The organism is Staphylococcus sp. AtDRG32, from assembly GCF_004365845.1.
GTDB lineage: Bacteria > Bacillota > Bacilli > Staphylococcales > Staphylococcaceae > Staphylococcus > Staphylococcus hominis.
This window is the reverse complement of record NZ_SODE01000002.1, coordinates 34,953-57,587: the sequence shown is the minus strand read 5'-3', so window position 1 is coordinate 57,587 and position 22,635 is coordinate 34,953. Positions and strand designations below refer to the sequence as shown.

General features: G+C 33.1%; 22 protein-coding genes and 2 pseudogenes. 16 read left to right on the top strand and 8 right to left on the bottom strand.

Annotated elements, in window-relative coordinates:
* The first annotated feature begins 35 nt into the window (after positions 1–35).
* Positions 36–1,577 carry a bifunctional metallophosphatase/5'-nucleotidase gene (locus BDW25_RS04380; RefSeq protein WP_133944901.1) on the top strand — a complete coding sequence of 514 codons (1,542 nt, stop codon included), beginning with the start codon at positions 36–38 and terminating at the stop codon, positions 1,575–1,577.
* A gap of 65 nt (positions 1,578–1,642) precedes the next feature.
* Here the strand turns inward: BDW25_RS04380 and BDW25_RS04375 are convergent, their stop codons facing one another.
* The gene (locus BDW25_RS04375; protein WP_002449194.1) at positions 1,643–2,812 is read right to left on the bottom strand and encodes an MFS transporter; all 1,170 of its coding nucleotides are present in this window, start codon (positions 2,810–2,812) and stop codon (positions 1,643–1,645) included.
* A 237-nt stretch (positions 2,813–3,049) separates the two neighbouring features.
* Positions 3,050–3,970 (bottom strand): DMT family transporter, encoded by a 921-nt coding sequence (locus tag BDW25_RS04370; protein ID WP_133944899.1) that lies wholly within the window; start codon positions 3,968–3,970, stop codon positions 3,050–3,052.
* A gap of 135 nt (positions 3,971–4,105) precedes the next feature.
* On the opposite strand from BDW25_RS04370, the gene BDW25_RS04365 reads away from it, so the two are divergent.
* From BDW25_RS04365 to BDW25_RS04335, 7 genes and pseudogenes are all read left to right on the top strand, one after another.
* Positions 4,106–4,588, top strand: a complete 483-nt coding sequence (locus BDW25_RS04365; protein ID WP_002449396.1) for an RrF2 family transcriptional regulator — start codon at positions 4,106–4,108, stop codon at positions 4,586–4,588.
* A gap of 126 nt (positions 4,589–4,714) precedes the next feature.
* A complete protein-coding gene (locus tag BDW25_RS04360; protein WP_133944897.1) occupies positions 4,715–4,918 on the top strand; it encodes a helix-turn-helix transcriptional regulator in 204 nt (67 codons plus the stop codon).
* Positions 4,915–5,637: a DUF3169 family protein gene (locus tag BDW25_RS04355; protein ID WP_002454713.1), complete on the top strand. Its 723-nt coding sequence runs from the start codon at positions 4,915–4,917 to the stop codon at positions 5,635–5,637. The genes BDW25_RS04360 and BDW25_RS04355 overlap by 4 nt, the downstream gene beginning before the upstream one ends.
* A gap of 30 nt (positions 5,638–5,667) precedes the next feature.
* Positions 5,668–6,513: an ABC transporter ATP-binding protein gene (locus BDW25_RS04350; protein WP_002449350.1), complete on the top strand. Its 846-nt coding sequence runs from the start codon at positions 5,668–5,670 to the stop codon at positions 6,511–6,513.
* The gene (locus tag BDW25_RS04345) at positions 6,513–7,148 is read left to right on the top strand and encodes an ABC-2 transporter permease (protein ID WP_002449477.1); all 636 of its coding nucleotides are present in this window, start codon (positions 6,513–6,515) and stop codon (positions 7,146–7,148) included. The genes BDW25_RS04350 and BDW25_RS04345 overlap by 1 nt, the downstream gene beginning before the upstream one ends.
* Before the next feature lie 80 nt (positions 7,149–7,228).
* A complete protein-coding gene (locus BDW25_RS04340) occupies positions 7,229–8,014 on the top strand; it encodes an arylamine N-acetyltransferase (RefSeq protein ID WP_019834750.1) in 786 nt (261 codons plus the stop codon).
* Between the two features lie 90 nt (positions 8,015–8,104).
* Positions 8,105–8,374 (top strand): annotated as a pseudogene (locus BDW25_RS04335) (ATP-binding cassette domain-containing protein); the annotation flags it as partial.
* A gap of 60 nt (positions 8,375–8,434) precedes the next feature.
* Here the strand turns inward: BDW25_RS04335 and BDW25_RS04330 are convergent.
* A pseudogene (locus tag BDW25_RS04330) lies at positions 8,435–10,210 on the bottom strand (oleate hydratase).
* Between the two features lie 196 nt (positions 10,211–10,406).
* Here BDW25_RS04330 and BDW25_RS04325 point away from each other — a divergent pair.
* Positions 10,407–10,991, top strand: coding sequence for a TetR/AcrR family transcriptional regulator (locus tag BDW25_RS04325; RefSeq protein WP_002449257.1), 585 nt, complete (start codon positions 10,407–10,409; stop codon positions 10,989–10,991).
* Positions 10,992–11,085: 94 nt separating this feature from the next.
* Here the strand turns inward: BDW25_RS04325 and pbp4 are convergent, their stop codons facing one another.
* The 4 genes from pbp4 to yut form a co-directional block, all read right to left on the bottom strand.
* Entirely contained in the window at positions 11,086–12,237 is a 1,152-nt protein-coding gene (gene pbp4, locus BDW25_RS04320; RefSeq protein WP_133944894.1) for a penicillin-binding protein PBP4, read from the bottom strand.
* A gap of 165 nt (positions 12,238–12,402) precedes the next feature.
* Positions 12,403–13,542, bottom strand: a complete 1,140-nt coding sequence (locus BDW25_RS04315; protein ID WP_133944892.1) for a polysaccharide deacetylase family protein — start codon at positions 13,540–13,542, stop codon at positions 12,403–12,405.
* Positions 13,543–13,681: 139 nt separating this feature from the next.
* Positions 13,682–14,560, bottom strand: a complete 879-nt coding sequence (locus BDW25_RS04310; RefSeq protein WP_002454710.1) for a ribokinase — start codon at positions 14,558–14,560, stop codon at positions 13,682–13,684.
* 118 nt (positions 14,561–14,678) lie between these two features.
* A complete protein-coding gene (gene yut / locus BDW25_RS04305) occupies positions 14,679–15,581 on the bottom strand; it encodes an urea transporter (RefSeq protein WP_002449220.1) in 903 nt (300 codons plus the stop codon).
* Between the two features lie 200 nt (positions 15,582–15,781).
* Here yut and BDW25_RS04300 point away from each other — a divergent pair, with 200 nt between their 5' ends.
* From BDW25_RS04300 to BDW25_RS04270, 7 genes are read left to right on the top strand one after another with little or no spacing between them, the layout of a single operon-like run.
* Entirely contained in the window at positions 15,782–16,084 is a 303-nt protein-coding gene (locus BDW25_RS04300) for an urease subunit gamma (protein WP_002449337.1), read from the top strand.
* 13 nt (positions 16,085–16,097) lie between these two features.
* The gene (ureB, locus tag BDW25_RS04295; protein ID WP_070718449.1) at positions 16,098–16,505 is read left to right on the top strand and encodes an urease subunit beta; all 408 of its coding nucleotides are present in this window, start codon (positions 16,098–16,100) and stop codon (positions 16,503–16,505) included.
* Positions 16,505–18,220 (top strand): urease subunit alpha, encoded by a 1,716-nt coding sequence (ureC, locus tag BDW25_RS04290; protein WP_002449517.1) that lies wholly within the window; start codon positions 16,505–16,507, stop codon positions 18,218–18,220. Before ureB ends, ureC begins: the two co-directional genes overlap by 1 nt.
* Positions 18,221–18,231: 11 nt before the next feature.
* Complete coding sequence (ureE, locus tag BDW25_RS04285) at positions 18,232–18,684, top strand: urease accessory protein UreE (protein WP_002449547.1); 453 nt, start codon at positions 18,232–18,234, stop codon at positions 18,682–18,684.
* Positions 18,677–19,366, top strand: coding sequence for an urease accessory protein UreF (locus BDW25_RS04280; RefSeq protein WP_049418078.1), 690 nt, complete (start codon positions 18,677–18,679; stop codon positions 19,364–19,366). Before ureE ends, BDW25_RS04280 begins: the two co-directional genes overlap by 8 nt.
* A gap of 12 nt (positions 19,367–19,378) precedes the next feature.
* The gene (ureG, locus tag BDW25_RS04275) at positions 19,379–19,993 is read left to right on the top strand and encodes an urease accessory protein UreG (RefSeq protein ID WP_002449460.1); all 615 of its coding nucleotides are present in this window, start codon (positions 19,379–19,381) and stop codon (positions 19,991–19,993) included.
* Positions 19,993–20,847 carry an urease accessory protein UreD gene (locus tag BDW25_RS04270; protein ID WP_049418080.1) on the top strand — a complete coding sequence of 285 codons (855 nt, stop codon included), beginning with the start codon at positions 19,993–19,995 and terminating at the stop codon, positions 20,845–20,847. The genes ureG and BDW25_RS04270 overlap by 1 nt, the downstream gene beginning before the upstream one ends.
* Before the next feature lie 82 nt (positions 20,848–20,929).
* Here the strand turns inward: BDW25_RS04270 and BDW25_RS04265 are convergent, their stop codons facing one another.
* Positions 20,930–22,576, bottom strand: coding sequence for a phospho-sugar mutase (locus BDW25_RS04265; protein ID WP_133944890.1), 1,647 nt, complete (start codon positions 22,574–22,576; stop codon positions 20,930–20,932).
* Positions 22,577–22,635: the final 59 nt, after the last annotated feature.

The window sequence follows — 22,635 nt, the reverse complement described above, 5'->3', positions numbered from 1 at the left end:
CTTTTTATCTCTTTATTTATGAAAGGAAATGACCTATGACACAACTCTCTTTTTATATCGTAAGTGATATACATGGCTACATTTTTCCCACTGATTTTTCAAAAAGAAACCAAAATCTTCCTATGGGATTATTAAAAGTAAATCAACTGATCGAACAAGAACGTCAACACGATGACTATAGTTTTAAAATTGATAATGGTGATTTTTTACAAGGTTCTCCTTTATGTCATTACCTAGCAACTGAAGAACAATCAAGTCAACCTCTTACTGATATTTATAATCGTCTTAATTTTGACTTTGGTACATTAGGTAATCATGAATTTAATTATGGATTACCTTATTTACAAAATACTTTAAACCATCTTCATCACCCTATCTTGTGTGCAAATATTTTTGATCACAATAACGCACCTTTGACTGGTCAAGGCGTAAATTATTTTAAACGTGGCGATATAACTATTGGCGTCATTGGATTAACAACACAATTCATTCCAAATTGGGAACAACCTGCCCATATTAAAGGATTAACGTTCAACAGTGCAGTTGAAACATTAAAATGTATTTTACCAGACGTTCGTAAAAAATCAGATGTTGTCGTTGTGTCTTATCATGGCGGTTTTGAAAGAAGTCTTGATACTGATATACCTACTGAAGAATTAACTGGAGAAAATGAAGGATCTGATATACTAGAACGTTTCCATAAAGATATTGACGTGCTTATAACAGGACACCAACATCGTGATATTGCAATGATAAAAAATGACACCGCCATTATCCAACCAGGTACACGAGGTACAGAATTTGGTAAGGTGACATTAACATTAGATCATGAACATCGAATTACAGATAAACAGAGCACTCTTGTATCTGTGCCTTCTCATCTTTCATTAACATTATCTAACAACGATCATTCACTTTTAAATGAACTTGAAGATTGGCTTGATACGGACATTACAACATTATCAGAACCAATGCTAGTCACTCATCAGTTCGAAGCTCGAACACACCCTCATTCACTTATTAATCTGATAAATTATATTTTGTTAGAAAAAAGTGGTGCAGATATAGCAAGCACTGCGCTATTTGATTCAGCTAAAGGCTTTAATCAACAAGTCACAATGCGAGATATCATTAATAACTATCCTTTTCCTAATACATTCCAAGTTTTAGAACTTAATGGCAAAGGAATTAAAGCTGCTTTAGAAAAATCAGCAAGTTATTTTAGTGTAAATGACAATAATGAAATCACAGTCAGTGACACATTTTTATCTCCAAAATCTCAACATTTTAATTATGATATGTATGGAGGAATCTCTTATACCATTCATGCTGGTGCACCTGTAGGACAACGTGTTTCAGATATTAAAGTCGGCGCTTCACCTTTAGAAGACACAAAAACGTATACCATATGTGTGAACAACTATCGTGCAGTTGGAGGCGGAGATTATAAAATGTTTGCAGAAGCGCCAGTCGTTAAAGATATTCAAGAGGAAGGCGCACAAGTATTAATTGATTATATGACGCAACACGACGTATCTTATATTCCTCAAGTTGTCAATTTTAAGGTAATTATTTAACATTCATTTTACATTTTATAAAAAAGCGTTCTAAATTGAGTGAATTCAATTTAGAACGCTTTTGATTAATAATCAAATGTAACATACTTTTTTTCATAAAAATGATTAATTGTATTAATTATAATTCCTAAGATAATGATCCCGCCTGATACAAATGTAATCGTAAGATATGGGAATCCCATTGATAATAGTATTGATCCCACAATGGCACCTAAAAAGTTTGCAATATTAAAGACTGAAGCTGCAAGTGTACTTGCAAGTAACGGTGCCTCATGTGCACTTAAAATCACTTTACTATTTAATAGAGGCGTTGTACCGAAAGTGCCGAAACCAAATAAGAAACAAATAATAATTGCTAAAATCGCACTATGCACTGCTGTTACAAATAAAACAATCGTTATAAACAATAACACAAAGGTATAGAACAAGTACTGTGTAAGTTTATGTTCTGGTACATTACCTGTAAGCAAGTTACCAACCACACCGCCAAGGCCAAACATAAATAAACATACAGTTAAACCAACAATTCCAAATGGTGCATATTTATGAATCATTGGTTCCATAAACGTATAAGTTGTGAATACGCCTGAATAACCAAAGACAATAATTGCCATTACAATTAAGATATGTGGATTTTTAAATACTTTTAATTCTTTTTTCACACTAGTTTCTGTACTCAATACAACATGAGGTACAAACTTCATCATTCCTAACATAGTAATGACAGCTAACAAAATCATGACGCCAAAGACAAAGCGCCAATTCGCAAATCCACCTAAAAATGAACCGAATGGCACGCCAATCATCACTGCAATTGTTAATCCGGCTTGAACGAGAGCAATCGCTTGTGGTTTTTTACCACGAGGCGCAACAGCTGCCGCCACACTCATACATACGCCAAAGAAAGGCGCGTGCATAGAGGCTGACAATAATCGAGATAACAGTAATATTGGAAAATTCGGTGCTAACATCCCTATTATATTACTTATAATAAAAATGGCCATCAATACTGGGAGTAAACGTTGTGCGCGCACTTTTAAAGTAAATACACGCATTAATGGACCGATTAATGCAACACTAATTGCATACACACTAATTAATAACCCTGCACTCGAAATAGGCACTTTCATATCGCTTGCAATTTGAGTTAATAATCCTGTAACAACATATTCTGCCATTCCAACTGTAAATGTACCTAACATAAATATGAAGAACATCATTCTGTTATCTTTCATTATTGTTTCCTCCCTTTTCTCTCTAAAAATCATATGAAAGATATACTACACAAAATTACATTCTCTGTGAAGAGATTTTTTAAAATTTTTTATTTCTCAAAAATATAGTAATGACAAGTTTTCATATTTTTTCATTATGTTAAAATTAAGACAACTTCAAAAGGCTTAACTAACGTTTTATATAACCTAATTTCTATTAATATATATATTTATATTCAATGTATTGAATATTGTATTTTATAAAATATTTTTCCTCGGTTGACGATGAATTAACATTAATGCCACAACAACGCATAAACCTCCTAAAATTAAATGAAGCGTGAAGGGCTCTCTTAATCCTATAATTGAAAATAGTGTCGAAAATAGTGGTACTAAAAATAAGAAACTACTCGCCGTAGTTGCCCCTCGTTGGCTTAAGCTATAAAACCATAATCCAAATGAACCTACAGAAGCTGGAATAATAAGCCAAAAGAACCATATCCATCCCCAATGATTAAGCGAACTAAGTGTATAATGTTCTTTTAAAACGAGACTCATTATCAGCATAAACATACCACCGAATAATAGTTGCCATCCTGTTAAAACCCAGGGCCCTTTATCAAACACTACCTTTTTTGTCACTATTGTATTGATTGACCAACATAATGAACCAGCTAGTGCAAAAAGCGTTCCCCATCCAAATAATGTTTCATCTAATCCGAGACATAATCCTACTCCAAACACACCAAGTATAAGTGAAGTAATTTTAATTTTTGTTAACCTTTCATCTAAAATAAAATGGGCTAAAAAGGCCAGCCATAGCGGGTTCGTAAATAATAGAATAGATGATATAGAAGAAGACACGCCAAATGCCATTGCAAAATTTAATAATCCCATCGTCCCTGCTGTTTGTAAAAATCCAATAACGAACACTAATATAAATCCTTTATAACTATTCCCTTTACTTGTGGGTAGAATGCCTCTTTTCCCATTTCTCATAAATGTAAGGATTAACATCATACATCCTGCGATAACAAATCGCCATCCACCAAGAAGCATAGGTGGAACATGTTCATTTGAAATTAAATATTTGCCAGTTGGAAAAGATGATCCCATAAAAATAGTCGTAAAAAGAATGGACATATAAAATGTTATTGAAGTATTTAAATATTTTTTCACTGCTGTCGTCTCCCTATTTTTAATTAAAGATAATTGAGATATATTTTGTCTTTAAATACAATTATATAGGAACTACTTTATTTTTTAAATATAATATAAAAATATTATATAATAGGTTTGATAGGAGGCTTATATATGAAATTATCTACCGGTTGGGAACAAGCAATATATGTCTTATTAATTTTAAACCAACTCCCTCGTCAGTCAGTAATGACATCTACCGCTTTAAGCAAGCGACTTAAAGTTTCTGATTCTTACTTAAAAAAAATAGTAAAAGCATTAGTAAAAGAAAATTTGGTATATTCAACAACTGGTAAAAATGGAGGATTTACACTTAGAAAAAAACTCAAAGATATTACTTTTTACGATGTCTTTTTAGCTATTGAAGGTCGTGGCAATATCTTCTCAAGTCAACATTTACTTACCAACTTTTTAGGAGAAAAAGAAGGACACAAAGCACAACAATGTAACATCAGTATAGCTTTAAATCATATTGAACATACATTGATTTCTACACTTTCTAATATAAATTTAGACGATATATATCAAGATATTATCAAGCTTTATAATCTTGAAGACATTACACAGTGGATAAGATTAAATAGTAAGACGCTTTAGACATCCAGATGTCTAACATCAGACAATCGTTAGTCTTACCCATAATTTACTTTAGATACTTTTTGACAAATATATTTGTCAAAATGACTATGATAATATACACTGATTGTGAGGAGATGATGATGATTGCGAAATCGATTGAAAGAATTACGAGCAAGAGAAGGTTATAATCAAACGCAACTTGCTAAAAAAGCAGGCATCTCACGTCAAACTGTATCTCTCATTGAAAGAAATGACTTTACACCTTCTATTTTAACTGCTATAAAAATAGCTCGTATTTTTAATGAACCTGTTGAATCTATCTTTATAATTGAGAAGGAAGATTTATGAAAATAGGTCGTTTTATAATCACTTTGTTAATTGGCGGACTGATTGGAGGATGTATAGCTTTATTCATTGACTACAACCATAGCTTTCACTTCTTTGGAAATTATCATTATGCTACACATTCAAATGTCATTTTAATCTCATTAATCTGTGTGGCACTTATCCTAGTCTTAAGTATGTATTTAATTATGATTCAAAAAAAGGCCGTTCATTACAAACGTTTATCCGAAACACATATTGATGAAGATGAAGCAGATTCATATGATAAGAAAGCTAATTTAGCATATATGCAAAATTCATTTATTTATTATCTAGAATTAACAATTAGCTTTATTGCTCTTTTTATCATTGTCTTAGGAAATGGAAATTCTAGTGCTAGTAGTTGGGCATTACTTCCTTTTATGACAACGATTATTTCCTCGGTAATTACAGGATTATTTTATCGTAAATTTGATTCTCGCTATCCCAAATTAGGAGAAAAAAATTATGCTGAGAAATTAATTAATATTTTAGATGAAGGAGAACGACATATTTACTTTAACTCCTTGTTCAAAACATTCTATATTAACCTATCTTTAATTATGATTGGTGCAATATTTTTAGGCTTTTATTCATTAGAAACTGGCCATTCCCAAACATTAGGGATCTTTATTTTAATCATTTTGTTTATTTATAATGGATTTAGTCATTTATTAAAAACATATAAATTTTATCATTCATAGTTTTCATTTCTATAAAGAAAGGATCATTAGATGACACATTTACTTCAAGTACAACAACTTAATAAATCGTATAAGAATTCAAATTTCGAATTAAATGATATTTCATTTACTTTAAATCCAGGTGAGGTCATTGGCTTAATTGGTAAAAATGGATCAGGTAAATCCACACTTATTAACACATTAGTGGGTAATCGATTTAAAGATTCAGGAGAGATTTCTTTTTTCAATCAAATTATTTCCGAAAAAGATAAAGATTATAAAGAGCACGTGGGTGTAGTTTTTGATGATTTACGTGTACCGAATAAATTGACAATAACAGAGATTGATAAAGTATTTTTAAATATTTTTAAACATTGGAATAGTGATCAATTTTTCAATCTTATTCAATCATTTGAATTACCTAAAAATAATCAAATTTCTACTTTTTCTAGAGGGATGCGCATGAAAGCAGCATTAGCCATCGCACTTTCTCATGAGACAAAATTATTAATCTTAGATGAAGCAACAGCTGGTATGGATGTTTCAGGACGAGAAGAAGTGTTAGAAATTCTCGAAGATTATGTATCAAAAGGGCATGGTATTTTACTTTCATCTCATATTTCAGAGGATATGGAACAACTTGCTACAAAACTTATTTTTATGCGCGATGGTCATATTCTTTTACAAGAAGACAAACATATATTACTAACTGATTATGGCATTATCGAAACAGATGAAACTTCCCCTTTAGACTTACCTCAAGAGGTAATCATTGCTTCACGAATACGTCATGGTCAACGTCAAACGTTAGTCAAGCAACGTCAACACTTTGAACAAGCACGCCCGCTTCAAAGTATTGATGATGCTACAAAATTAATTATGCGAGGTGATAAATAATGAAAGGACTTATACTTAGTAGTTTTTATGCTTCTAAAAAATCGCTCATAACCTATTTAATTATTGGTATCGTATTAAGTATTGTGTTTGCATTTTTTAGTCCAATGATGTGTTGTTTCATGCTAATGGTCATGTTATTATCTCCCGTATCAGATAACTTAAAACGTGAAAAAGATTCTAAATGGATGTACTATGTGTCTACCCTTCCTACACATAGACATACTTATGTAAAAGCATACTTTGCCTTTTATGGTTTACTCATTTTACTTGGTTTGATAATTGGCGCCATCATTTGTCTTATCGTGACTCAAGATATTATGGTTACATTATTTTCAGCATTCATAGGTATTGGGATGGCTTGTACGTATGCATTAATGTTTCCACTCACATTTAAATTTGGTCCTGAGAATTCAAATGTCATTATGCTTACTACAGCAGTTGTTGCTGTTGCATTATTTTTATCCATGTGGTTCTTTGCTGTTATGCCAATACTCATAAAAGCAGGTTCAATAAGTAAAATCGCTTCAAACCCACTCGTTTTAGTAGCAACTGGTAGTTATGCATTGCTTGGTGTTATTATTTTTGTCATTTCTTATTTTTCATCACTATCTATTTTTAAGAAACAAGAACTATAATCACCAACGTGTGTTCATTGAAGAACACACGTTTGCTCTATTTTATATTTTGGATACATATTGATTAAGGAGGAGAAACTATGGATATTAAAGCAATTGAAGATTATTTAAATATTGAGTCTCAACGTTATCCTCAACCTACTTTAGATGCACTTAACTATTATATGGAACGCTTTATGCTAACCGTTCCTTTTGAAAATATTAGTGTTCAAAATAAAGAAAAGATTTCAGTTGATTTAGATTATTTATTTAATAAATTTATATATCAACATCGTGGTGGGTTTTGCTATGAAATGAATCACTTCTTCGGTAGCTACTTAGAAGCTAAAGGTTTTAAAGTGTTTCGAATGTCAGCAACCGTTCATCAGCCTAATGGCAACTACAGCCCTAAAGGCTCTCATTTATCACTGGTTGTGCTTATTAATAATGGTTACTATATTGCTGATGTGGGATTTGGCGATTTACCATTACAAGCACTCCCAATAACTTCAATTGAAGCGACACAAATTGTGTTTGAAAAGACAGGTCAATTTCGTGCCATTTTTGAAACCCCTACGACGTATCTTCTTCAAAAACTGGAAGAAACAACGTGGGTAACACGTTATAAAGCAGAGTTTATTTCTCGTGATATTCATGATTTTGATAAAATGATTAACTACAATACCTCACATCCTGAATCTATATTTGTAAAGCAACTCATGATTACAAAACCACAAAATTTTGGTCGAGCTACGATGTCTTATCATCACCTTACCCTTACTAAAAGATATAAAAAAGAGCAATTCGCTGTCACACGTGAAAATTATAAAGATTTTTTAAAAACCTATTTTAATCTTGACGTTACTATTCTTCCTTTAGAAAAGTGAATACATTTACTACTGTCGCGTAATAATAGCAATGAGGTAAAAACCATGTCCAATATCGAAATTATTGAGCAACACAAAATAACTTAAAAAATATTTATCTTTGATGAACCTACAACAGAACTTTACGAAGACGATTTACCTATTCTCGTTGAATGCTTTAATCATTTGATTGATAAAGGGAATACTGTTATTTTAATCGAACATAATTTAACAATGATGACAGAAGCAGATGGATTTATTGACATTGGACCATTTGCTGGTAAACATGGAGGACAATTATTGTATGCTGGAGAACCTAAAGGACTCCTAGATATTAACAACTCTTTTACAGCAAAACATTTAAGACGATATATTGAATAATAATGATTTAACCCCCGCATGCCCTCAAACACGCGGGGGTTAACATTTACCTACACACTATTATAATAATTTATGTTGCTTCAAGAGTTCTTCTACAAACGTACCTTTTATTTTTTTCAAGAACGTGTGTAATGCAACTTGTTGTATTTTATTTTGCTCGGCTAATGTTTTCAAGTCTTTACGATCATTAAGTTCATACATCGCATCTAATAAGACACGAATATCAAATTCTGTCGCCATGACTTCTGGAACACCTCTATCTATGTCCAGTAATTGATAAACTGCTTCCATCGCTGTTCTTACAGAATATTCTGTAGTAAACACTGTATCTCTTTCTGTCTCTGCGAAGTTACCAATGAAGGCTAAGTTACGAGAGTGCTGAGGGACAACAAGTGGTCGATCGCCAATCGCTCTTGGCATGAAATATGAACAAATATAAGGCATATATACAGGAATCGTATTACAATGTTGTGTTGCGAGGCATTCTATTTGATCAATAGGTAATCCCATATGATATAACCATTCTTGACATATTTCATGACCACTACATTCAACAATCGGTTTATGGATATAATCGCCCTTCTCATCTGAATATAAAGCGTATACCCATACACTCACTTCATCTTTAGGTTGTTGTTTGAATTGTTGTTGACGATTCACAGTAAAACTCATTTGCCATTTAGAATCGTTCACTGTGATAATCCCACCTGTAACTGTTTTTCCAGCTAATGGATCCCGTTTACATAAACGTTCGATAGCTTCAATGACCGTCTTGTTATTTGTCGTTACCGTTGCTGAGACGAACCAACTTTTATCTGGTAAATCTTTATAAAACTTTTCAGGATTACCAAACTCAGGGCTTTGTTTGGCTAAGTTACGCCATAAGTTCCAACTTCCGCCAATATCTTTTGTAGGAGGTGCGGGTGTGTCATTATCACCATATGTTGAACTTTCTGTGATACTACCATTAGTAATAAATACGAGATCATCGGGTGTGAGCTGAATCGTTTCTTTATTACCATTTCGTTTTAGTTCAATTGTTTTAGCAACTTTGTCTTTGGTAGTAACATCTACTTTAACGTCAAGCACTTGGACATTATATTCAAATTGCACACCATGGGACGTTAAGTATGCAACCATAGGGCGTACGAGTGATTCGTATTGATATTATTTAGTAAATTTTAAAGCACTAAAATCAGCTAATCCTCCAATGTGATGCACAAATCTCATTAAATAACGACGCATTTCCATCGCAGAATGCCAAGGTTCAAATGCGAACATCGTTTTCCAATAAATCCAAAAGTTCGAATTCATGAAATCCTCTGACAAGACATCTGAAATTGTTACATCATTTAAATCTTCTTCTTTCATCAAACATAATTGAAGTATGTCTTTCATTGCTTGTTTCGTTAAAGTAAAGTCTCCGTCTGTAGGCAAGCGTTGACCCCTTTCTTCAATAACACGACATCGTGAGTAGTTTGGATCTTCTTTATTTAACCAATAAAACTCATCTAAAACTGAAGTATCTTCAATTTCAAGTGATGGGATGGAGCGAAATAAATCCCATAAACACTCGAAATGGTTCTCCATTTCTCTGCCACCACGCATGACATAGCCTTTCATTGGAAGTTCAGTTCCATCCAAACTTCCACCAGATTTAGATAATTCTTCTAAAATGTGAATGTTTGACCCATCCATTTGCCCATCTCTAATTAAAAAACATGCAGCAGCTAAAGATGCTAATCCAGAGCCAATAAGATAAGCAGATTTTTGTGCAACATAGTCAGGTTTTTTCGGACGTGCAAATGCTTCATAATTTCCATTACTATAGTACATATGATTCACTTCCCATTTTATTTATATTTTTAAGTAATCTATGAAAAGTAGTAAACTATAAGTAAACGCTTTAGAAATTAATCTACCCTTCGCTTATATTATAATCATTTTATAAAATATTATTGTGAGTCAGTTAAGTGAAAATGTAACTTAAGTGACATTTTTGATAAAATGTCCTAAATGAGAGGTGAACAACATGAATAATCAAGATTTACGTGTACAACGAACAAAAAAAGCACTCATTACTACATTCTCAGATTTGCTTGAAACGAAATCTTTTGACAATATCACGATTCAAGATTTATGCGAAAAAGCAAATGTACGTCGTTCTACATTTTACCGTCATTTCAATGATAAGTATGATTTACTTAATCATATTGTTGGTACATTAATTGAATATTTTCGAACGTTACATTTGCCTGAAATTGATCCAAAAGATCCGAGACAATTTTTCAATAAATTTATGAAAGATATTTTACTTTTCATTAGTGATAACAAAGCAATGGTAAAAAGTGTCATTTCTATCAATATTTATAGTGAAGTTTATCAAATTTTATATAATCAAATTTATGCAGTGGTTAAACGACAAATTGAATTTGATAAACAAATTGGACAATTTTACATAGATGAGTTCATTTATGGAGAATTTCTAGCTGGAGGCATTTTAAGCGTTATTCTAAACTGGATTCAGTATGGTCAACAATCCATTGATGACGTGTCTTCAGATATCGTTACCATGATTTGTGGAGCGAGAGAAGTTCATTTAAAGTTATTAAAATAAAACGAGAGCGGGAAACAAATATCGTACTGACTTATTAAATTGTTTGACCTTCATCTCACAATTAATAGTACGGTAAAGGATATCCCGCTTTTATTTAGAACCATTTCCATACTTTTTTAGCATTTACTCGTGGATACGTCGTTTCTGGTAAGAAATCACGTTTATAATGCACATAGGCTTTTCCGTCTTTATTGATTCGTATATCCCATTTTTTATTATCTTTAGGAACGGTATCATATAAATTTTTATCTACTTTATATGTCTTACCGCCAATCTTATGTTCTCCTTTAGATAATACTTTTTTGTATTCATATTCTTTGCGATAATGTTTAAAAATCGCATTCCCTATTCGATTACGATTGTATTTAGCATTATTATCCATATACGGTGCCACATTCATAACCACTTCATTGAGTCGAAGGTGATTTTGTTGGTTAGTTAAAGCAATATTATATCCTTTATCACTCGTACCCGTTTTCAATCCATCTGTACCTTTTAAGTAAAGGGGCTCATGTTTAATTGATAAATTAGTATTGTTAAAAGTATAACCTTTTTGAGTATCTTGACTAAGTTGCGTTATGTTTAAAATTTTCGGATGTTTGGCGATTAAGTGATGAGATAATATCGCAATATCTTCTGACGTACTTTTAGGATAAATATCTTTTCTATATTTCTTTGGTGCTTGTTGTCCAAGTAAATCATTAGCAGCACCTGCTGGATTCACAAAATGTGTATGTTTCATATGAAAAGCCTTAGCTTGTGCATTCATTTTGTCTGTGAACGTTGACGTATTGCCGCTCACTTGTTCTCCTAAAATCATTGCGGCTGAATTGCTTGAAGGTAAGGCTGCCTGTGTTAATAAATCTTTAATAGTATATATTTGACCTTGATTTAAAGGGACAGATGTTAAATTTGGCTTTTTAGATAATTGATCATACGCGCTCGTGATTTTAACTTTATCGTCTAACTTAAGTTTTCCTTGATGAACTGCTTCTAATGTTAAATAAAGGGTCATCATTTTAGACAAAGAAGCAGGATCCGCTTCTTTATTTCCTTGGAAATTATATAATATTTGGCCTTGTTGTGTCGTAAGCGTTACACCATCAGGTTCATAATTTGAACTTACTGCGACATTACCTTCTTTATTTGTAATATCAACGGGTGTTTCTGCTGCATGAGAGATTGAAGTTCCTAATAATATAAATAAACTAAGTATTCCAATACTTTGTGTTACTTTCAAAAACATTATATTACCTACTTTTTATTTTTATAATATTGTATAATATATTTTATAACAACTTTATAGGCGAATTACAACTAAGTATCTAATATATATTCTTTAATTATAAAATAAAGAAGAGTTGAACAAATGGTCTTATGAATTTTGTCCAACTCTTTTGTTTATAGCATACTATTGATAGGATTTATCTCCTTTAAAATATTGACGATCTTTCTCACTATACACCTTACTCGGATCTAAAAATGGTTTTAATTTATACTTAAAATCATATAAATTTAATCCATCAATCGCAACACGATCTTGATAGACACTATCATTGCCGATATCTGTAAAATTATTTGGTCCTACACCTGCTAAAAATTTAAATCCTTCATCATGAACAAGATATTGATATGCTTTAGACCCTCTATCTTGAGCACCGTGTGGATAGATAAATACATCTGTTTTGCCTATAATGGGCTCTACTTCGTTTTTCCAACGTTTCGTATCACGAATAATTTGATCATATGAACTATTTGCAAAATCGATATGTCCCCATGAATGACTTGCAAATGTCCAACCATCTCTTTTCATTGCTTTGACAACTTTTTTAGCATCTCTTTTACGTTTTAGATAATCTTTATTATTTAACTCATTTGTTCGATAACCTAACACGCCATTGTATCCTGTTAGCGCAACGACGCCTTTTTGACCATTGAGTGAAAAGTCAGGATGGTCTTTCACGAATTGATTCAATATAGGTACAATATCATTTGTTTCACTTGTTGTTACCTTACCATTTTTATCTTTAGTTTCAGAAACGACATGTTGTTTCTGATCTAACACTAAACGATCTGCATATCCATGACCTCTCATGTACTCATAATAATTCATATCATCAATGGATAAAATTAATGGTTTCTTACCTTTAGGTAATTTTAATTCTTTTCTAGTAACTGTCTTTCCTTTTAAATCATAAGCCTCATGTGGATCTATTAATATGTAATGGTGTTTATAGAGTTCATTTAATGAACGCTTAAACTCATCAGCTGTAATCATCCAATCAAAATTACCCTTAGCTTGATTCTTCTCTTGTGTAAAAGCTACTTTAGGTTCAGTAATCACTGGATGATAAAATACATGTGCAATATCACCTTGATACACTTGCCAATCTTTTTTATTCTGAGTACTTTTTTTCGCATATATATTTGCGATATTTTCTTTATCCTTTTTAGTGTCTTTCTTTGATGATGACAATGTTGAAAATTGACATGCACATAAAACTATAGATATTAAAACAATAAGCGTGCTAAGTAAATATGTCTTAGTCATATAGTTACTCCTTTAAGTTATAGAAATATTATAATACCTTCCAACATTATATAATAATTTTATATTATTTATAATAGATGTGTTTCAACTTTTGAATACGCTTATTTTAAAATAGACTTAACACGTTTATATACAAAACCTACATATCTAAATCTTGAGCTATATCATTTATTGTGGGCATACCACCTTGTGCGCCAAGTGCTGTAACTGAATGACTAGCGGCGACATTAGCAAATGCAATAGCTTTAGCAAGCGAATCGTCTTTTTGTAATCCGACTGCAAGCGCACCATTAAATGTATCCCCAGCGCCTGTGGTATCTTTTACTTCTCGTTCAATTCCTTGAATTTCAATTTGTTCTAAACCATCGTAAAATACAGCACCTAATGCACCTTGTGTCACAATCAATTTATCAGGATAACGTTCTAACGCTTGATCAATGTCTCCTTCAAACATATTTTCACTTTCAGTTTCATTTGGTGTTAAATATGTTACTTGTTCCAATATATCATCTGAAATGTCTCTATATGGAGCTGGATTTAAAATAGAAGTAAGTTCATGTTCATAGCAATAATGAACAGTGTGAGCAACAACATCAGCTGGAATCTCTTGTTGAAGTAACACAATATCTCCTTTATTTGCTTTTGATAAAGCTGAGTCTACCAAAGAGACTGTGACTTTATGATTTGCTGAAGGTACAACAATAATACTATTATCATTATCAGCTAGTGTAATGTGTGCAGTACCTGAAGGTCCTTTTACTTTTTTTACATATTCAACATTTACATGATTATGCTTTAGATTTTCAAGAATTTGTTTACCTAACATATCATCGCCAATACACCCTACCATGTGAACATGGTCACCTAATCTTGCTGCTGCCACTGCTTGATTCGCGCCTTTACCGCCTGGTGTAGTGAAAAATGTATTTCCTAATACTGTTTCACCTTTACTTGGCACTTGGTCAGTCGACACAACCAAATCCATCGACATACTTCCCACAACATATATACGTTTCATATTAACCCTCTCCTTTTTCTTTCTCATCCATATCATATCTAAATTAGCATAAATAATAAAAAAAAGAGTGAGACAACACATTTAAAAAGAAATGCGGTCTCACTCTCATTAATATGTTCTAACTTTTAACTTCATGCTGCTCTTTACCTGCAAACATCACAAGCCACGTTGCAAAAATAAATGGAGCGGTGAAAATAGGAAGACCAATTGGGGCTAATGTTGTAGCTAATGCACCATGCATCACTACTGTTAATAATAAACCAGTAATCACTGCAAGAATCGGATTGAATTTTGTTTTAAACGTCGCACCCAACGCAATACCCGTTAATATTGAGTTATAGCCGTACAATCCATCAGTAATAGTGGGATAGTCTCCACCTAGTAATGTGATACATATCACTGCTAAAATACTTGATACTACTGCATAGATCCCGCCTTTTACTGAACCAATAAAAATACCAATAATAATTAACAGACTACCAATGATTGATGTCACTAAGAAAATTTCACTAAAGTTTGTAATGATACCGCTAATAAAATTCACATGTGAATGACTGATGTCTGGATGTTTAATTTTAGTAGGCAAAATATCTATTGTGATATGCATTTTTGAAAATTGCATGCCCATTGCTAAAATTAACCAAGTCATAAAGACAAATGGAAAAGTTAACATGGGTAGACCATATGGTTTTAAAATTTCTCGGATTGCAGCTCCAACTGGTAAAGTAAGAGTGGTCGCTACAATAAGTACAATCCAATTCACTAAAGATGCTTCTAAGAATAACGCTAACCCGATTGCTGTTAATACTGAATTGTATCCAGCTAATCCATCATGGACTTCATCCTCACTATAATTAAAGTGCGGCGCTAGAATAAGTGCAATGAGACTTCCCACTGTTGCTCCTAATCCAATCTTCCAATTTGCAATAAATAATCCTATCAAAATACACAGCCCTGACCATTTATTATTCATAAATATGACTTGAGCAATATTTTTTAAGAAAATCTCTACATATTTCATAAACTCACCTTTATTATTTTATTCATTCCCTTTCTAATTATTATACCTTTTAAACACTTTTGTAACATTAAAAATATATACAAATTTAATTTAAAAAGTAATTTTAAATAAAGTTAAAAGATAAATTACTTGTAAAAAATATTCTACAGTTTTATGATTAATGTTGCAGTACTTATTTTAAAAAGAAAGAAGGCATAACAGTGCATTTTACTCAACGGGAACAAGATAAATTAATGATTGTCGTAGCTGCTGAAGTAGCGCGTCGACGCAAAGCACGTGGCTTAAAATTAAATTATCCAGAAGCATTAGCACTTATTAGTGATGAATTACTAGAAGGTGCACGTGATGGTAAAACTGTAGCTGATTTAATGAGTTACGGTAAACAAATTTTAAATAAAGATGATGTCATGGAAGGCGTCGATAGCATGTTGACTGATATTGAAATTGAAGCAACATTCCCAGATGGAACTAAATTAATCACTATCCATCATCCAATCGTGTAAGGAGGATTTATAAATGAAACCTGGTGAAATTAAAATAAAAAATACAGAAATTGAAATTAATCAAGGTCATTTTGAAACAGTGATCAATGTTAAAAATACTGGAGATCGTCCAATTCAAGTTGGTTCACATTTTCATTTCTTTGAAGCCAATAAAGGTTTAAAATTTGATCGTGAAAAAGCATATGGGAAACACTTAGATATTCCTGCCGGTGCTGCTGTTCGCTTTGAACCTGGCGACGAGAAAAAAGTTCAACTCGTTGAATATGCTGGTAACCGTAGAATTTATGGTTTCCGCGGTTTAGTTAACGGTGAAATTGACGAAGATCGCGTTTATCGTCCAACTGGTAAAAACGATGAATATGCTGCGCCAAAAGGTGATAATGGCGAAAAAAATGTGAACAAAATGGGAGGTAAACAGTAATGAGCTTTAAAATGACTCAATCTCAGTATACAAGTTTATATGGTCCAACTGTTGGCGATGCAGTACGACTAGGTGACACTAACTTATTTGCAACTGTTGAAAAAGATTATGCAAATTACGGTGAAGAAGCAACGTTTGGTGGCGGTAAATCTATTCGTGATGGCATGGCTCAAAACCCTAACGTTACACGCGATGACCGCAAAGTGGCTGACTTAGTATTAACAAATGCATTAATTATAGATTATGACAAAATTGTTAAAGCAGATATCGGTGTTAAAAATGGTTATATCTTTGCAATTGGTAAAGCAGGTAACCCTGATATCATGGATAATGTAGATATTATTATTGGTTCAACAACTGATATTATCTCAGCTGAAGGTAAAATCGTAACAGCTGGTGGTATCGATACACACGTTCACTTTATTAACCCCGAACAAGCAGAAGTTGCGCTTGAAAGTGGTGTGACAACACATATCGGTGGTGGTACGGGTGCATCAGAAGGTGCTAAAGCTACAACCGTTACACCTGGACCATGGTATATTCATCGTATGTTAGAAGCTGCTGAAGATTTACCAATTAATGTTGGTTTCACTGGTAAAGGGCAAGCTGTAAACCACACTGCATTAATTGAACAAATTCATGCTGGTGTGATCGGCTTAAAAGTACATGAAGACTGGGGTGCAACTCCTTCAGCGTTAAGTCATGCATTGGATGTAGCAGATGAATTTGATGTACAAATTGCTCTACATGCTGATACATTAAATGAAGCAGGGTTCATGGAAGATACAATGGCCGCTGTAAAAGACCGTGTTTTACACATGTATCATACAGAAGGTGCTGGTGGTGGACATGCGCCAGATTTAATTAAATCTGCATCGTATCCGAATATTTTACCGTCATCTACAAACCCAACATTACCTTACACACATAATACTGTAGATGAACATTTAGACATGGTTATGATTACACACCATTTAAATGCATCTATCCCTGAAGATATTGCTTTCGCAGACTCACGTATTCGTAAAGAAACGATTGCAGCTGAAGACGTATTACAAGATATGGGTGTATTTAGCATGGTAAGTTCTGACTCTCAAGCGATGGGACGTGTGGGTGAAGTCATTACACGTACATGGCAAGTAGCTCATCGTATGAAAGAACAACGTGGTGCTTTAGAAGGTGATACTGACTATAACGATAACAATCGTATTAAACGTTATATCGCAAAATACACAATCAATCCTGCGATTACACATGGTATTTCTGACTATGTTGGATCAATCGAAAAAGGTAAATTAGCTGACTTAGTTCTATGGAATCCAGCTTTCTTCGGTGTAAAACCTGAACTTGTTGTTAAAGGTGGATTGATTAACTCAGCAGTAAATGGTGATGCAAATGCTTCTATTCCAACATCAGAGCCTATGAAATATCGTAAAATGTATGGTCAATATGGTGCAAATAAACAACACACTGCGATTACATTCGTTTCTAAAACAGCATACGAAAACGGTATTTATAACCAACTAAACTTAGAACGTATGGTTCGACCAGTCCATGGTATCCGTAATCTTACTAAAAAAGATATGAAAAATAACGATGCAACACCTAAATTAGATGTTGATCCACAAACATATGAAGTATTTGTAGATGGTGAAAAAATCACAAGTGAACCAGCAACTGAATTACCATTAGCACAAAGATACTTCTTATTCTAGGAGGTACTCAGATGATAGTAGAAGACATTCAAGGCAATATCGCTAACCTTTCTGCAGAGGAAAAACAAAAGCATGTAGAAAAAGTATATCTTGAAAACTCTGATCTAGTTAAACGTATTCAACGTGTCACAACAGATCACGGTAATGAAATCGGTATTCGTTTAAAACAACCTATCGATTTACAATATGGCGATATTTTATATCAAGATGACAACAATATGATTGTAGTAGATGTAAACTCGGAAGATTTACTTGTCATTAAGCCACGTAACATACAAGAAATGGGAGATATTGCGCATCAATTAGGTAATCGTCATTTACCTGCGCAATTCACAGAAACTGAAATGCTTGTACAATATGACTACCTAGTAGAAGATTTATTAAAAACGCTAGGTATTCCCTATAGCCATGAAGATCGAAAAGTGAATAAAGCCTTCAGACATATAGGTCATTCACATGATTGATCATTCACATTTACGACTATTTCAGTTCTGTGATTCACAATTCCCTACTGGCGCATTTAGTCATTCATTTGGACTAGAAACATATATTCAACGTCAAGCTGTTCACGATGCAAATTCATTTAAAGAATGGTTAGAACTCTTTTTAAATGAACAATTAACGTATTCAGATGGACTTGCAATGCGTTTAGTTTATAACGCTTTAAATAATGGTGATACAGAAAAAGTATTACAACTTGATCAATTAATTTATGTCCAAAGTTTACCAAGAGAAACACGTATAGGTGCAAAACAAATGGGTACACGTATGGTAAAACTGGCCATGGAACTTTATGATAGTCCATGGATTAAATGGTACCATCAACAGATGAAAGATAAACGTGCAAAACTGCATCCAGCTATTTGTTTTACAATGCTAGGACATTATTTAGACGTCAATATTGAAACGATTATTGATTACTATCTATATCAAAACGTTTCCAGTTTAACGCAAAATGCAGTACGTGCAATTCCCTTAGGTCAAACAATAGGACAACAAGTTGTGACGGAGATGATTCCATATATCGAGCGTACACGACAACATATTCTCACATTAAACGAAGAAGACTTTGGTTTAACAGCTCCTGGTTTAGAGCTTAATCAAATGGAGCATGAAAACGTAAACGTGAGAATCTTTATTTCATAGGAGGTAATATACATGGCAAATCCAATTAAAATTGGTGTAGGCGGTCCTGTAGGTGCAGGTAAAACACAATTAATTGAAAAACTTGTACGTCGTCTATCAAAAGATATGAGTATTGGCGTGATTACAAACGATATTTACACAAAAGAAGACCAAAAAATCTTAGTGAATACTGGTGTTTTACCAGAAGATAGAATTATCGGTGTGGAAACGGGTGGCTGTCCACATACAGCAATTCGTGAAGATGCATCAATGAACTTTGCTGCAATCGATGAATTATTAGATCGTCATGAGGATATTGAACTTATTTTCATCGAATCAGGTGGCGATAACTTAGCTGCTACTTTCAGTCCTGAATTAGTAGATTTCTCTATTTATATCATCGATGTAGCTCAAGGTGAAAAAATTCCACGTAAAGGTGGACAAGGTATGATTAAATCTGATTACTTTATCATTAATAAAACAGATTTAGCAGAATTTGTTGGCGCATCACTTGACCAAATGGCAGAAGATACTAAAACATTTCGTGGCAATCGTCCCTTCACATTTACAAATTTAAAAACCGACGATGGTTTAGATAATGTCATTGAATGGATTGAACGTGATGCATTACTTAAAGGATTAGCTTAATGGTACAACATCAATTCGATTCGAAACCTTCTTGGACTGGACAATTGGATCTCACTGTTTTTAATAATGGTGAGCGTTCTGTTGCCCGTAATATCTTTTTCGAAAAAGCGTTAAAGGTTATTCGTCCAGTTTATTTAAATTTCTCTAAGATTCCAACATTTTATATCGTCAATGTTGGCGGTGGTTATTTAGATGGCGATCGTTATCGTATGAATATTAATGTCGAAGAAGAGGCTAAAGTCACTTTGACCTCTCAAGGTGCAACTAAAATTTATAAGACGTTAAACGATTGCGTGAAACAATATCAAACATTCAATATAGCAAAAGATGGTTATATGGAATATGTAGGAGACCCTATTATTGCTTATGAAAGAGCAAAGTTTTTCCAACATAACATTTTTAATTTAGATAAATGTGCATCCATGTTCTATACCGATATTTTAACCCCAGGCTATTCTGAAAAAGACACACCATTCACTTACGACTACATGCATTTAATTAATGAAATCTATGTAGACGATGCGCTTATCACTTATGATAATTTACGCATGCATCCAAGTGAAACAAAAATGAGTTCGGTTGGCTATATGGAAAATTATACCCATCTTGGTTCGGCTTATTGTATACACCCTGATATAACGCAAAAATTCATTGAAGATGTGTATGATGAAATTAAAGATTATACAAAACAATACGATTGCCGTATTGGTATTACACAATTACCTACACATGGTTTTACAGTACGTGTATTATCTAATCTGACACAAGAAATTGAAGAAGTGCTTACACGCGTCCAAGCTTATATTGCAGATAAATTGTATCATCGCCAACTCGACTTTTTAAGAAAATATTAATAAATTAATTAAAATACACCTTATATCTTGAGTATAAAGACTCGATATAAGGTGTTATTCTTTTACACTTATTTTTCTATTTTTATTTATTATCATTAAATATATATTGATAGATATCATGCGACACTTGTTCAAAATCATCAACATTAAGTGAAAGATAGAATTTGAGTTTAGGCTCTGTTCCTGAAGGACGTAATGCGACAAATCCTTCATCAAAGATTAACCGAATCACATTTGACTTTGGTAAAGCTATCGACTCAGTAGTACCATCATCTTTATTTATTCTCTCTTGGCTTTGATAATCTTCAACTGCGATCACTTTTAATCCGCCCAACGTATCTGGAATGTGTTGACGAAGGTGTTCCATTAACGTTGCAATTTCTTGTTGCCCCTTTTTTCCTTCAAATATTTTAGATGTAGGTTGATCGCGATAATATCCTACTTCCTCATATATATCCGTTAAGGCATCGTGTAATGTTTTACCTTCATTTTTTAAAATAGACGCATATTTAATGACTAACGGAACAACTTGAATCGCATCTTTATCTCTTACAAATTCACCCGCAAGGTAACCATAACTTTCTTCATAAGCGAAAATAAATGTTTCATCCTCACGTAATTCACGAATCGCCTTAGCAATAAATTTAAAACCAATTAAGACTTCCTTCACAGTAACCCCATGTTGCTTTGCGAAACGTTTCCCTAGTTCACCACTTACAATGGATTGAATCATGATTGGATGTTTAGGAAGCGTCGTATGATCGACTAAATATTTAATCATTAACGCACCAATCTCACTGCCATTAAAATAGTGAATATGACCATCATGATCTCGTTCAACGAATCCCATTCGATCCACATCAGGGTCTGTCGCAATGATTAAATCCGCTTTAGAGTATTGGGCTTGTTTGATAGCTAAATCAAACGCTTCATGTTCTTCTGGATTGGCACTTTTTACAGAACTAAAATCAGGATCAATTTTACATTGTGAGTCAACAAGTTCAATCTTATTAAAGTGAAGATGGCTTAGCAACTTCGGAATAATAGGTGTTCCTGTACCATGTAAACTCGTATACACCACATTTAAGTTTGATGGAGGTATGTCACCAATCAATTGGTTAATTTCCGCAAAATAGTACTGATTAATATCTTTTGGTAAAGGTAAAATATTTTCTTTAATTAACGTCTCATTTAATTCAATGTCTAAATGAAGTGGATCATCTAATTGTTCAATATACTTAGCCACTTCAAGTGAGGCGACATCGTCGAGCTGTGCTCCATCAGCACCATATACTTTAATGCCATTATAATCTTTAGGATTGTGACTAGCTGTAATCATAATGCCTGCAGACGTTTGAAGATATCTCACTGCATAAGATAACTGCGGAGTCGTTTGATATGTATCCGATACATATACTTTAATATGATGAGACGCTAAAATATGCGCAATAATGTCTGCAAATTCTGCTGATAAATGACGAATGTCATAATGAATGACAATGGAAGGTTGTGTCATATTATCTTGTAAATAATATGCAATTCCTAAAGCTAGACGTTGAATGGTATATCGATTTAAACGTCCTGGACCTAAACCAAATTGACCACGAATACCTGCTGTTCCAAAGGAAAGTGTCGTTTCAAACCCTTCTTGTTGAAATTGATATGATTGTTGGTCATAGAATGATCCTACGAGACTATCTGCTTTATGTGTTATCCAATTGTCTTTCATCCAATACTCCTCTCATACATGATGTATGTCCTATTCTTTTCTTTAGTATAATCGATATC

Excerpts from the sequence above, each read along its gene's own strand:
- BDW25_RS04380 (WP_133944901.1), top strand. The coding sequence starts at position 36 with ATGACACAACTCTCTTTTTATATCGTAAGTGATATACATGGCTACATT.
- BDW25_RS04375 (WP_002449194.1), bottom strand. The coding sequence starts at position 2,812 with ATGAAAGATAACAGAATGATGTTCTTCATATTTATGTTAGGTACATTT.
- BDW25_RS04365 (WP_002449396.1), top strand. The coding sequence starts at position 4,106 with ATGAAATTATCTACCGGTTGGGAACAAGCAATATATGTCTTATTAATT.
- BDW25_RS04355 (WP_002454713.1), top strand. The coding sequence starts at position 4,915 with ATGAAAATAGGTCGTTTTATAATCACTTTGTTAATTGGCGGACTGATT.
- BDW25_RS04350 (WP_002449350.1), top strand. The coding sequence starts at position 5,668 with ATGACACATTTACTTCAAGTACAACAACTTAATAAATCGTATAAGAAT.
- BDW25_RS04345 (WP_002449477.1), top strand. The coding sequence starts at position 6,513 with ATGAAAGGACTTATACTTAGTAGTTTTTATGCTTCTAAAAAATCGCTC.
- BDW25_RS04340 (WP_019834750.1), top strand. The coding sequence starts at position 7,229 with ATGGATATTAAAGCAATTGAAGATTATTTAAATATTGAGTCTCAACGT.
- BDW25_RS04325 (WP_002449257.1), top strand. The coding sequence starts at position 10,407 with ATGAATAATCAAGATTTACGTGTACAACGAACAAAAAAAGCACTCATT.
- pbp4 (WP_133944894.1), bottom strand. The coding sequence starts at position 12,237 with ATGTTTTTGAAAGTAACACAAAGTATTGGAATACTTAGTTTATTTATA.
- BDW25_RS04315 (WP_133944892.1), bottom strand. The coding sequence starts at position 13,542 with ATGACTAAGACATATTTACTTAGCACGCTTATTGTTTTAATATCTATA.
- BDW25_RS04310 (WP_002454710.1), bottom strand. The coding sequence starts at position 14,560 with ATGAAACGTATATATGTTGTGGGAAGTATGTCGATGGATTTGGTTGTG.
- yut (WP_002449220.1), bottom strand. The coding sequence starts at position 15,581 with ATGAAATATGTAGAGATTTTCTTAAAAAATATTGCTCAAGTCATATTT.
- ureB (WP_070718449.1), top strand. The coding sequence starts at position 16,098 with ATGAAACCTGGTGAAATTAAAATAAAAAATACAGAAATTGAAATTAAT.
- ureC (WP_002449517.1), top strand. The coding sequence starts at position 16,505 with ATGAGCTTTAAAATGACTCAATCTCAGTATACAAGTTTATATGGTCCA.
- ureE (WP_002449547.1), top strand. The coding sequence starts at position 18,232 with ATGATAGTAGAAGACATTCAAGGCAATATCGCTAACCTTTCTGCAGAG.
- BDW25_RS04280 (WP_049418078.1), top strand. The coding sequence starts at position 18,677 with ATGATTGATCATTCACATTTACGACTATTTCAGTTCTGTGATTCACAA.
- ureG (WP_002449460.1), top strand. The coding sequence starts at position 19,379 with ATGGCAAATCCAATTAAAATTGGTGTAGGCGGTCCTGTAGGTGCAGGT.
- BDW25_RS04270 (WP_049418080.1), top strand. The coding sequence starts at position 19,993 with ATGGTACAACATCAATTCGATTCGAAACCTTCTTGGACTGGACAATTG.
- BDW25_RS04265 (WP_133944890.1), bottom strand. The coding sequence starts at position 22,576 with ATGAAAGACAATTGGATAACACATAAAGCAGATAGTCTCGTAGGATCA.